Annotated in this window: 12 protein-coding genes; 2 read left to right on the forward strand and 10 right to left on the reverse strand. The window is 34.6% G+C overall.

Going from position 1 to position 12,572, the window contains the following annotated elements; all coding sequences use genetic code 11:
- Nucleotides 1–174: 174 nt before the first annotated feature.
- The 4 genes from CBM15_RS09870 to CBM15_RS09880 form a co-directional block, all read right to left on the reverse strand.
- Nucleotides 175–1,824 carry a catalase gene (locus CBM15_RS09870; protein ID WP_087617357.1) on the reverse strand — a complete coding sequence of 550 codons (1,650 nt, stop codon included), beginning with the start codon at nucleotides 1,822–1,824 and terminating at the stop codon, nucleotides 175–177.
- A gap of 395 nt (nucleotides 1,825–2,219) precedes the next feature.
- Complete coding sequence (locus CBM15_RS09875) at nucleotides 2,220–2,546, reverse strand: nucleoside triphosphate pyrophosphohydrolase (RefSeq protein WP_087617358.1); 327 nt, start codon at nucleotides 2,544–2,546, stop codon at nucleotides 2,220–2,222.
- 177 nt (nucleotides 2,547–2,723) lie between these two features.
- Nucleotides 2,724–2,894, reverse strand: a complete 171-nt coding sequence (locus tag CBM15_RS19365) for a hypothetical protein (protein ID WP_193433779.1) — start codon at nucleotides 2,892–2,894, stop codon at nucleotides 2,724–2,726.
- A 195-nt stretch (nucleotides 2,895–3,089) separates the two neighbouring features.
- Entirely contained in the window at nucleotides 3,090–3,356 is a 267-nt protein-coding gene (locus CBM15_RS09880; protein WP_140405561.1) for a hypothetical protein, read from the reverse strand.
- A 339-nt stretch (nucleotides 3,357–3,695) separates the two neighbouring features.
- Between CBM15_RS09880 and CBM15_RS09885 the strand changes: the two genes are divergently transcribed.
- A complete protein-coding gene (locus tag CBM15_RS09885) occupies nucleotides 3,696–4,550 on the forward strand; it encodes an effector binding domain-containing protein (protein ID WP_087617360.1) in 855 nt (284 codons plus the stop codon).
- A 285-nt stretch (nucleotides 4,551–4,835) separates the two neighbouring features.
- On the opposite strand, the gene CBM15_RS09890 is transcribed toward CBM15_RS09885, so the two are convergent.
- Complete coding sequence (locus tag CBM15_RS09890; protein ID WP_087617361.1) at nucleotides 4,836–5,399, reverse strand: DUF6434 domain-containing protein; 564 nt, start codon at nucleotides 5,397–5,399, stop codon at nucleotides 4,836–4,838.
- Between the two features lie 211 nt (nucleotides 5,400–5,610).
- Nucleotides 5,611–5,814 (reverse strand): hypothetical protein, encoded by a 204-nt coding sequence (locus tag CBM15_RS09895; RefSeq protein ID WP_087617362.1) that lies wholly within the window; start codon nucleotides 5,812–5,814, stop codon nucleotides 5,611–5,613.
- Nucleotides 5,815–6,164: 350 nt separating this feature from the next.
- On the opposite strand from CBM15_RS09895, the gene CBM15_RS09900 reads away from it, so the two are divergent.
- Nucleotides 6,165–6,347 (forward strand): hypothetical protein, encoded by a 183-nt coding sequence (locus CBM15_RS09900; protein ID WP_087617363.1) that lies wholly within the window; start codon nucleotides 6,165–6,167, stop codon nucleotides 6,345–6,347.
- Nucleotides 6,348–6,562: 215 nt separating this feature from the next.
- On the opposite strand, the gene CBM15_RS09905 is transcribed toward CBM15_RS09900, so the two are convergent.
- The 4 genes from CBM15_RS09905 to CBM15_RS09930 form a co-directional block, all read right to left on the reverse strand.
- On the reverse strand, nucleotides 6,563–6,967 hold the full coding sequence (locus tag CBM15_RS09905; protein WP_239534658.1) for a hypothetical protein: 405 nt from the start codon (nucleotides 6,965–6,967) through the stop codon (nucleotides 6,563–6,565).
- A 1,095-nt stretch (nucleotides 6,968–8,062) separates the two neighbouring features.
- A complete protein-coding gene (locus CBM15_RS09920; RefSeq protein ID WP_087617366.1) occupies nucleotides 8,063–10,051 on the reverse strand; it encodes a methyl-accepting chemotaxis protein in 1,989 nt (662 codons plus the stop codon).
- A 792-nt stretch (nucleotides 10,052–10,843) separates the two neighbouring features.
- Entirely contained in the window at nucleotides 10,844–11,113 is a 270-nt protein-coding gene (locus tag CBM15_RS09925; RefSeq protein WP_087617367.1) for a hypothetical protein, read from the reverse strand.
- Nucleotides 11,114–11,587: 474 nt separating this feature from the next.
- Nucleotides 11,588–12,298 (reverse strand): hypothetical protein, encoded by a 711-nt coding sequence (locus tag CBM15_RS09930; protein ID WP_087617368.1) that lies wholly within the window; start codon nucleotides 12,296–12,298, stop codon nucleotides 11,588–11,590.
- Nucleotides 12,299–12,572 lie beyond the last annotated feature (274 nt).

Consider the following 12,572-nt stretch of genomic DNA (forward strand, 5'->3'; position numbering starts at 1 on the left):
TCATTTTGCTAAATTTCGATTCATATAGCTTCCACTGCCAACCGCCATAAAATTAAAAGACCTAAGCCTGGTGTAATACCAAACCTAAGTCTTTTAATTTCGCCAATTACATCTATCTAAATTTAACTTTAGAATTAAATCAAAGTCATTCATCCAGGTGTTCTTTTTTAATCATTAATATGGGTCTGCCTCATGGCTTTTCTTCACTGCATCTTTTGTTGCCTCATTCGCAGCGATCGTACCCTGACCATACTTAGAAATCCCTGACTCTCGACCCGGTAATTTACCTTCCTGAGCCAACTTTTCGATTTCTTTCATTTTCATTTCAATGCCTTCCTTCACACGGCGACCGTAATCTTCATCAGCCTGTGTAAAGTGATGAATCATCGCTTCCTGAATGCGCTCGTCACAGATTGCCAGAGCATCCGATAAGTTATTTATGAGCTCATCACGTTCCCAGTCTTCAAAACTGCGGTATGTTTCACCTGCTTGACCATAGTTATTCGGGCGATCAATCGGCTCACTCATTAATGCCGCATTATAAGATGGCTGATGTGGTGGATATGCTTTATCCCCTGCATCACGGTAGCCACCAATCATTGACGGCTCATAATTAATATGTGGGTTTTCACCGGATTCTTTAGGATCACGAGTATCCATCTGACCACGCTGCTGATTTGTCCGAACCGGTACCTTTGGTGCGTTGACTGGCAGTTTTAAATAGTTCGAGCCTACACGGTAACGCTGTGTATCTGAATAAGAGAATGTACGCCCCTGTAGCATTTTATCATCCGAAAAATCCATACCGTCTACCAGGACACCAGTGCCGAATGCAGCCTGCTCGATTTCTGCGTGAAAGTCCTCCGGATTACGGTTAAGCACCATACGACCTACAGGCAGCCAAGGGAACTTATCTTCCGGCCATAGTTTTGTGTCATCAAGTGGATCAAAATCCAGTTCTGGATGATAGTCGTCCTCCATAATCTGGACGAACAGCTCCCACTCTGGATACTCTCCACGTTCAATTGATTCATATAAGTCCTGTGTAGCATGTCCTACGTTTGTAGCCTGAATGGAGTTTGCCTCTTCTTGTGTCAAATTGCGGATACCCTGTTTTGGTTCCCAGTGATACTTCACAAGTACAGCTTCACCTTTTTCATTAACCCATTTATATGTGTTAACTCCTGAACCCTGCATATGGCGGTATGTCGCTGGGATACCCCAAGGTGAAAATAGGAACGTAATCATATGTGTCGCTTCCGGTGAACGTGAAACAAAATCAAACATACGCTGTGGATTCGGTACGTTGGAAGCCGGATCTGCTTTAAATGCATGAATCATATCAGGGAATTTCATGGCATCACGAATAAAGAAAATCTTTAAATTATTACCTACAAGATCCCAGTTACCATCTTCCGTATACATTTTCACTGCAAAGCCGCGTGGATCGCGTGCTGTTTCAGGTGAATCCTTTGCACCTGCCACTGTAGAAAAACGCACCATAAGTGGCGTTTGTTTACCGGCACCAGAAAAGACTTTTGCGCGGGTATATTTTTCTACAGGCTCATCTCCAACTTTGCCGTAAGTTTCAAAATAACCGAAAGCACCTGAACCACGTGCATGTACTACACGTTCAGGAACCTCTTCACGATCGAAGTGTGAAATTTTTTCAATAAAATGGTAATTTTCCAAAGTTGCCGGACCACGGTTACCCACTGTACGGATATTCTGGTTGTCCCTTACAGGATGTCCTTGACGAGTAGTTAGAATTTCACGTTCCCCATCCTCTTTTTTTGCAACATGTTTGTCTTTGTTCTCTGCCAAAATAAAACCTCCCCTTTAATCAATTACTAAAATACATTGCTTATAAGCATGATAATAAAAAACACTTTGCTACTATATCTTTATACCCTAATTTATCTGTTTATAATCAAAAGAAATTAACTTTGTCCTGTCCCACACTATATGAATACAGGATTGGAATTCTATTTAATGATACTGTGATATTTAACTAATGAAGGGTCAAAAACCTTATTTCCGTAATTTAGTTTTCATCTAATGTAGCTTTGAAATAAAGTTTGAGCAAAATGGATTCTTTTTAGCATCTTTACGTTTGGTTTTTATAAAAAAGTTTGAGCATTTTCTACTTGCATTACTCCACAAACGCGCCCGATTGTTGTATAAGGCGGTTCATCCATTTGAAGAAGATCACCGATTACCTACCTATCCTCTGTATCAACCAAGTAAATAGCTTTTTCAAAACCACCACGTTTCACCTTTTTTTGCAACCGTACTTCATTTAGCTCTTCATAAGTCACACCCAATGTAGTAAGAGCTGTATGTATTAATTCTAATACATCTGCTAATTCTTCTATGCTTTCATTAGAAGTTTCTGAAGCATGAAACTCTTTAGCTTCTTCAATCATTTTCGCCTTAACTTCCTTTAATAGCTCACTTGAATCAAGTATTCGAGCATTATACGCTAATCCATCTGATTCGATAATCTCTAAAATTTTATCTCTTACCAATTTATTATAGACAGGCATAACTTTCAGCTCCTATATGTATATTCCTTCTTTTTTTAAATTGTATTCGGTAAGAATTTAATATCAAATTTTATTAACTCTTTTATATTCCCCTAATAAGTCTCCAGTTGCTCCTCGTGCAGGAAAAGCGCCCGATTATCCATTACTGTACTAACACCTCTTTTAGTACAGTAAGAATTATTTTTCGCATTTAAAAAAGCACCCACCTATTGAAATCAATAACCCTAAAAAAGAAATTCCAAATCCTATTTTTGTTCCACTTGAATATCCAAGTCCCGTTGAACTATACGCCGATATAATGGCAATACCAAAAAGTATAATTGCTATTCCTAATAAAACAATTTTCATATGTTACCTCCTCGTTCTTGTTCAAAAAACCAGAACGATAGTTTTAGTGTAATCTTTCAAAATCTTAAATACATTATATATAATTTGATTTATTTACCTCAACAAATGAAAGCGAGCGCTGATTCTTGTTACTGAATTGCGCCCGCTTGTTGAACATCGTTATTCAGCTAAAGCACTCCGTTAGTAAAAAACTCACTAAAAAAAGGACTTGTCAAAATACTCCATTACTAAGATTGCTAGCCCCAAAACTGACAACAACAATCCTACAACAAATGGGAAGCCTAGGAATAAACTTTGAACAACTTCATTTCCATATTGCTTTCCCCCAAAAATTGCATACCACAACTGTGAACCAGACCAACTAGTCATGCTGGGAATATATATTGATGCCACCACAATTTTAGTTAATGTAGTAAATAATCCCCCTAACATTATAAAACCTCCAATTACTGTCCTTTTCATTCTTTCGTCCCCAATCTACATATTTTTCCCTTATCTTCATCGCCTTCTTTTCTATCCTATTTCCCCAAGCATTTAGATTTCCCTTGTTCAACTAACTTACTCTGATAGTTTTAGTACATTATTTAACAATCTCACTCGTAAGTATTGCCCACCAGTCAAAAGCTAGTAGATTATTTTTACACATTGCTTAAAAAATTAATTTCAATATAACTTTTATGATTTATTTTGGTGAATTAAACGATAAAATTATTTATAGAAATATATCCTGACAGAACAGAGCATTTATTGACAGGTATTTAAAGTGAAAAAATTTTACTATTTAATTAAGGAGGAAAAAGCATGTCAGCTTGGTTAGAATCTTTACAAAAAGCAATTAATTATATCGAAGAAAATTTATTAAAAGATCTTTCGATAGTGGACATTGCAAATGAAGCAAACTCTTCTGCATTCAATTTTCAACGAACATTTGGATTATTAACAGAGATTTCAGTAGGTGAATATATTCGGCGAAGAAGATTGACTTTGGCAGCAGACGAGTTAAAAAGAACAGACAGTAAGATTATAGACCTTGCATTTAAGTACGGCTATGACACTCCCGAGGCTTTTTCAAAAGCCTTTAGGCGTCAGCATGAGGTTTCACCAAGTGACGTCAGGAAAAATATTGGAAAGATCAAATCATATAACCGCCTTGTAATAGAGGTGAGATTGAGAGGGGCAGAACCAATGAAATATCAAATCGTAGAACGTGAAGGCTTCCAAGCAATAGGTATAAAAAAAGAATTTTTACTTGAGAATAATGGCAATTTAATCGGAATTCCTAAAATGTGGGATGAATTAAATGGTGATGGTACTACTGACAAGCTAGCACAAATTAATAATGGACAAATTAAAGGAGTTCTTGGTATATGTGTAGCAAAACCTAATGAGAAAATTGACTATTGGGTTGCTACAGACTATACAGGTGACGTTAAAGAAGGATTTGAATTAATCGAACTTCCAGCTTCTAAATGGGGTGTTTTTGAAGTACATGGTCCAATGCCTGATGCAATGACAAAAGTTTGGAAACAAATTTTTTCTGAATGGTTCCCTGCTAACGGATATCAACATGCAGGTACACCAGAGTTCGAAATGTATACAGAAGATGATCCATTCAGTCCAGATTGCTATTCAGAAATTTGGGTTCCATTAAAATAATTTATAAGAGATGTCCCATTAATCGATGCCAAAACGACTGGTGGGATTTTTGAAAAGAGGCTTAAAGAGTTCAAACATATTTTATATATCAAATATGTTTGAACTCTTTAAGTTGTTGCTTTGTAAAGAAAATTGATTAAGATGGTGCTGCAAACATGATTTAATGACAGCACAAAAGCATCATTTTGAAAAACATTGATCAAGTTGAAAGCTTTTAAGATAAAGTTGCTACTTCAACAAACGCGCCCGATTGCTGAATAGATCTATCATAACAACATATGTAATTTAGCCTTTGTATTTGTTGCTACCTGGTAGTTTTTTTATTACATACCAAGCTTTAATTGCATCTTCTCGATGATTACCTTTGTTTTTTGGATCTGCGAAATAGTCTCTTATAAACTGATTGTATTCAAATTGTGAGCCTATCTGTTTCTTATACGACGGGTCTTTTTTTCTTTCCTGCTCTTCATACCATGCATTTACAACATCACGATATGTTTTTCCTACATTTTCTCTAAAATAATTTTGAATATAAGTAGAAAAATGAAATTTAGGAATTTCTAACTTGAAGAAGACCCTTACAGTTTGACTACAACGGTGATTTTCCGTTATTACTGTATCTAAATTTAGATCTGTTAATATTGCTTCATTTGTAGGAGACTTTCTTTTTTTCAGTGGCTTTTGTATTTCTCCTGTTTGAAGAAATTCTGCTATTCTATCCGTAATATCAATTTTAGAACCAGAGGCACTCAACCCGTTCTCTCTACAAAAAGTTTGTAATTCCTCTTTTAACCAATAAAAACTACGGAAATCTTGTATATCCAATTCCCTTTTTAGTTCAGGCCTCAAATATTACACCTCCAGTTCTTGTTACTACTATTATAAAACATACGATCTTCGTTTTGTCGATCTTTTTGACAATATTGACATTCTTCTTGTTCGATTAATGTCATATACAAAAGACGCGTTTCTCAATAAACGCGCCAGATTGTTGAATACCATTATTTATCTAAAGCACCCCATTAGTGAAAAGACTCACAATTTTATTAGGTCAATAAATTTATAAGAACACAGCAATTGAATAAAGAATTATTGCAATTATTATTACCACAATCATTACACTTGTGCTATTTCTCACTTTATTTCTAATCATTTCTTCATTTTGTTCCGTCTTTATTATTTTACCTAGCCGAATGTTTGATAATAAAGCAATGAGGGAAAGTAATGCTGCTATAAAATATAATGAAAATTTAATCCATTTCAATATTTCCCCATCCTTCTTCTGTACAGTTTTGTAAGTTAAAGTGTACTTCTTTACAATACTATTTTACAGGATTACTTAAGAGCCTTCCTCAACAATCTGGCCCTTTAACTGAAAAACGCGATCTTCTTATTGAAGAATAGCGCCCGATTGTTGAATAAGGGTAATCAGATTTATACATTTACAAAGTTAAACAAAGATGTTATCAAATGATGGTTTGGTAAGGTTATACTTTACTTAACACCGCTTTGAGCACATTTAAAGGAATACAGGAAAGTCTTCTAGAAATATTATTTTAGCGACAATAACACTGTTAAATCAGTATAAATTAGTAATTAAAGGAGGAGAAATGATTGAGCAAAATTAAACAGGATAAAATTCAAATGCAAAGAAAAGTGCAAGGTTTATATAGGGAAATAAAACAACAGCGTAAGGAAGAAAAAAATAATAACAAAATTGGTATAGTCATTGTTGATATTTGTGTTGTATTAGGAATTTTAATTCTTTTACTGAACGCCTTTATTAAAGAGTTCTAACATACTTTTTTAAACCTGTTGAACTTGCTGCCTAAACTCCCCCGTGAAAACTAAACATTGTTGCACAAACAACTAAAATTGCAGTAATTAATAAATTTAACACATTAAAACGCTTCACACTTTTTCCTCCCTGTAATAAATAATTTTTTTTAAAGAATTAAAAAGTGCTATGTGTAATAATAGTATTGATTTACACGATAGCACTTTTCAAAAACTTATGGATTATCTGCTGGATCATAATAAAATGTTCCTATAATCGTTTTGCCATCATGCAAAAATAATGGAGCTGATTTCGGGGGTGTGTATTCTAATGCCTCACTTAGAGACGATGCGCCCTTTTCACGATAGACATATCCTCTTACACCCTTAGCCCCTTCAGCCAACTGTAAATCTGGTCCAGGTTCCAGTCCATATTCAGGACCGTATGTTTGCCCACTCTCATTTATTGGGTAGCCGTTTCTTAAAACATCTTCCTTAGTTGGTATAATCAAATCCGAGGTATCCATCTTTTTGTCGTTATCATTTATGGCAACAGATTTACCACTTGATAATGTTGTAAAAATCATTATTGAAGATAATACCAGAGTAATTGTAAACACCTTTGTAATTTTATTATTCATCAATATGAGACCTCCTTAATTAACTTCACCAAGAAAATTTTACCACTTTTTATAACGCACCGAAAGCATCGTTAGGTAACATTTTTTAATAGATTGTTATTCAACAATATGGCCCTTTAACTGAAAAACGCGATTTTCTTATTGAAGAATCGCGCCCGATTGTTGGATAAGGGGGTTCACCCCTTTATGAAGTTTAACGACTTTATTTTTGTGTCTGAACTGTACCTCCAATTATTAAGTGTATTAACAATTGGAGTGCAGTTTATGTTTTTAGTTGTTTTTCACAATAAGTGCGGTGCCTTATTATTTTTGTTGAATATCTACAATAATATCCTCAAGCTCTATTATTTCCTTTATAGAATGGTATTATCTCTAAAAATTTTAACGCCATTTTCATCAATTTCGTCAGCCTCCATCAATTGGAAGAATGGGGTGAATATTAAAGTTTCAGCATCCGGATGCAGTTTTTCAAAGGTAAAGACAAATTCCTTATGTTCAAAGTCGTGACCTGTACCACCGGTTAACGCTGATGTATACGTATTACCTAAATTAAATTCTCGTTTTTCATTGTTTCTCTGTAATTGACGATAAAGGAAATCGGTGTGTATATGATTTCATTTAGTTTAATACCTAGTTATCGACATTTTTTCGAGTGTGACAAATTGAGCGCCCTCAACAGCCTCTTGTAATAAGAGGGCTGTATGGATGTCCTCTGGAGAACTAGCATGAGCAGTAAATACAATGTTTGGGAATGAGTTCTATTGATTTGTACGGACAGCGAGATTTACCGCTTTATCTAAATATTGCTTCATGCCCTCATTTGGGTCACGATAACCGAAATGATCGCAAGCAGCGCCATTTACAAGATAGAACTCGTCAATATAAGCGGGTATATCAGCATTGATTCCAATGTACTTGTATGAATTACCGTATGGGAATATATCTAAGCTTGCTATAACTGACGGAACGGGCAATGTCTTTAATTGCAAGAAATCGATTGTTTCCTTTGGATACCCCATGTCAATGAATTAAATTTCATTAAAAAACATCGGGTATTAAAGAAACACCCGATGCTTTTTATATTACCAAAATTTTCTAAGCTTTAAAACGGTTAACGGCAACCGCTAAATCAGCGCTTAACTGATTTAATTCCTGAGACGCCTCAGCTACCGATTGAATAGCGTGTAATTGATCATCTGTAGCCGCGCTAACTTCTTCGCATGCTGCAGCCGAATTTTGAGAGTTCATAGACATTTCCTCAATTGTTTCAATTACACGGTCTTTGTATCTATCAACACTTTCAATTTCAGAGTGAACCGAAATAAATGATTCATTCACATGATCAATTAATTCCGTGAGCTGTGCGAACATTTCGCTCGTTTTATTAACCACTTCATTTGATTCATTAAATGATTCTTTCATTTTATTCATGGGTACAATTACTTGATTCGAATAATTTTGAAGCTCAGTAATCGTCATTTTCACGGTTTCCGTAGCATTAGCTGATTGTTCGGCCAACTTACGGACTTCTTCTGCTACTACTGCAAATCCTTTACCATGTTCCCCAGCACGCGCGGCTTCAATGGAAGCATTTAAAGCTAATAAATTCGTTTGAGCGGAAATAGATGAAATTGTATCCATAATGGAACTAATAGAAATCGTCTGGGCTTCAAGCTTGGAAAGGACATGCGTCATTTCTTCTAGTTCTAGCTGGTTTCCTGAGAAGCTTTGTAATAAATCGTCCATGTGCTTGCGTCCTTCTTGATTAAGGGTAGCAGCCTCACTAGTAGATTCTTCAACCTTGCTGGATAAAGATTTCATATTTTCAATTTTATCGCCTAGGCTTGCTGATTGTTCTGTTACAATATCGGCTTGTTCAGAGGTACTAACTGTGCTTATAGCAATTTCTCCGACTGATTTCGAAACTTGTAAAGAAGAAGCACTCGTTTCTTCTGCCATTGCACTTAAATGTTGTGAACGTTCATCAACTTGATCAGCTGAAGTTTTCACAACACCAATAATTTTTTTCATTTCGCCAATCATCGAATTAAAATGGTGCGCCAATCGACCAATTTCATCCTTTGCCTTGACATCAATATGAACCGTTAAGTCCCCTTCTGCTACATTCCCCATTAGTGTACCAAGTATATAAAGAGGCTTGATAACACGTGAAATAAAGATGAATAGCACAATAAAAGTAATGGCTAAAATCGCAATCGTAATTAAGATAATTATATCTCTTATTTCATTGGCTGTTTTATTCAGATTTGACTGTTCATACTGTGCTGCCACGGTCCAATCAACACCCGGTATATGATTGGATATAATAATTGAATCAACACCATTGATGGATTCATTTAAAATCATAGGGTCTTTCTTATGTAACAACTTCTCAATATAACTATTTTCCGATAAATCTTCACCAGCTAAATCCGGATGAGCAATTGCCAATCCCTTACTATCAAATATCATGCCAAATCCATTATAACCAAGATCCATAGCAGCAACCATTTGTGTTAAGTCCGTTAGCAAAATATCCGATGCCAGAACACCAACAACCTCATTGCCGACTTTAATACCCGTTACACCTGTAATCGTGAATTCTCCTGTTGCAGCATCTAGATATGGCTCGGTCCAACTGACAACATCAGGATTCTCCATGCCAAGTGTATACCAAGGCCTTGTCGTCGCATTAATATCTTTCACCTCATCAAAGTGTGGCTCATACATGACCCCTTCTGCGTCTGCTGTATAAATACCCGATGTATTAGAAAATGTACCTAAATACGTTTGAAAATCTTTTCGTAATTGAGAATCCGCATCATCAAATAAGGCGGTATTGTTTTCATAATAGTTTTCGATTTCATCCGATTGGGCAATCATTTGTAATGACCGTCCGAAATTGTCGAGAACGGTTTGTACATTTGTCGAAAGTTGTTGGACGATGGTTTCACTCTGATTTATTACAGTTTCCTCTGTCTTACTGGAAATGATGACGGTACTCACCGTTGCTAATGTACCAAAACCTAAAATAGCGATGACAATAACAATTCCAATAATCTTCCACTTCACTGATAAATTCATTTTTTACTCCTTAATAAATTTAATTACTGACATAATTAATCTGAAAATTTTATAATTATATTAGTTTTAAATACTTTAACTGATATTTATATAGATTGCGATAGTTTTTTTAATAAAACAAAAATTTTGAAATTACTCCCTATGCTTTATTTAGGACCCATATGAAAAAATATGTTACACGACTTGGGCTCTAAATTCTAAGAGACTTAAGAAAGAAAAGAAGGCCTTTAATTAATTAGTCGAAAAAGATTCCTTTTCACTTAATTCTTTAATAGCAAAATAATGATTTTGCACGCAAGCGTTTATAATGACATAGAAACATTCTTCTATATTCGTTTGGAAAATATTGTCAACTATTAGCTGGTTTTGTTGAATAAATAAATACCCAAATAAATTCGTATTGCTGGTGTTGTAACAATCACACTAGACTTTTTTATTATCGTAGCTAGAATTAAAAGTTACTGCATTGCTTTAAATTAATGTTTAATACATAACAAAATACCGCATTCTGCAAACCATTCTTGTGTAGAAAATGTGTAGAAACTTTTCATTCCTATCGGTTTCTAACGGTTTCTCAGAAAAAGGAAAAGCGCTCCAAACCCTTGATACATAGGATTTGAAGCGCTTTTCAGTTGGTTCAAACTTATTCTTTCTGAACCTTGATACGTCCCAGTAGGAATTCGAACCCCCGACCGTTAAGTAGTCGGAGTTAATCAACATTCAATTTGCGTAGCCTAGAACGGTCATTGATTACGTATAGATGACCGCCTTCATAACTACTAGTTGTTCCGATTATAACCGATGATTTGAGCGTTTGCAATCGATACCATAAAATAAATCGATATTTCGAATAAACGATTCATCCTCGGTTAATTTCTTATTAAACGTCACAACCGATAATATAAACGCTAATTCCCGGAAATTAAATCGCCATGCTCGATCCACTTTATCGCCAAAATTAACGATATATTTTGAAGCACGTCCCGCTATTTTCTTACTCGTAGATTCTGAAACGCCATATTCGTCCTTTAACATTTTAGTAGTGTAGTATACGTCACACATATCGTTTCACCTCGCCTTCTTATCCGCTATTTTAGCGAAGTTATAGCGGTCTAGAAATCCGACGATACTCGCAAATTCAAATAATAAATATAAGGAATTGCGTACCTTGTTTTTAAACGGTAAAATTAAAGAATAATTGAGTTTCTACTTATTATATGCGTTAATTATGCGTCATCCCAAACACTATAATTGACCAATTAACCGCTTTGCCTAAACTCGAAGCTTCTCAGATCGATTCTGCAAAAGACTATCCAGCTAGCTAGTTTTGAAAAATTGTAGCGGAAATTTTGTTAAGGCTACGTCAGTTTTACGTTAGGGTACTTCCTGGGTAAACGTCATAAAGACCACCTCGAATGAGATCAAAGCTATTTAACTTAAGCGTCCGATTGTTGAAAATTAATTAATCTATTATCATTATACTCAACAAATAACTAATCACTCTGATTGAGTGATAGATATTTAATTTAAAACATTTTAGTACTCCACTGAATGAGTATTAAAATACTTTTCAAATGTTGTCCCTTTTGAAGTTGTAAAGCTGAGTTTATATGTATTTTCATTTTTTAAATCAGTTGAATATAAATTATTAGTATTTTTTTCAACTTTATTACCAAATAAGTCTGTATTTTTACTGAGAAGAGTTTCCTGTATCCTATTAAAATTAATCGACTCACCTTCTTTAAATTCCTCTTTTAATATATTATAAACAAAATCTTTAACCTGAATTCCTAATTTAATTGTTATTTTTCTACTTTTTCCTGGTTCTATAGTTATTGGTAATTCTAATAATTCGTTCTTTTCATAAAGCCCATTATTTAAGTATGAAAATTGAATAGGTTTTTGATTGTCTAATTGCCATAAATCATATGAAAAAATTGAAACAGTATTCTCTCCATTATTTGCTAGCATTATTTCATAATTTACTGGCAAAATCCCTAGTATTTCTCCGTCATATTCAAAGTTAGGTATTTTTGTTGAGATTAAATGAGTATCAAAATCACCATTATAGTTTGAATTTATTGCAAAATAAATATTTTCTCTTGATCTTTCAACATCTTTATATATTGTATAACTAATAGAAATAATTGAGCTTAATAGTGAAACACATGATATTACTATTGCCCATTTTGAATATCTATTTTCTTTTCTTCGATACATTACTTCATTCCGATTTGGGTTATTCACGGTATTATTCTCCTCCTAACAAAATTATTTTAAACAAAAAGTATTCAATTCTTTTTGTTAATTAATATACACATTTTTACATAAGGTAGTCCTATATTCAATCTATTCTTCGTGGTATAAAGGAAAAACAGCGCAAATTTCCCCTATAACTATTACCCTTTCTTATTTTCTAACCCTCCTGAGTGAAAATTTAGTGCGTAAATTTATTCGGCAGCAGGCGAGCGAGTTCGAGGAGGTAGGCTTGGGGGGGAACGAAAAAAAGCGACCACCAACG

This window comes from Solibacillus kalamii (assembly GCF_002174535.1).
Classification (GTDB): Bacteria; Bacillota; Bacilli; order Bacillales_A; family Planococcaceae; genus Solibacillus; species Solibacillus silvestris.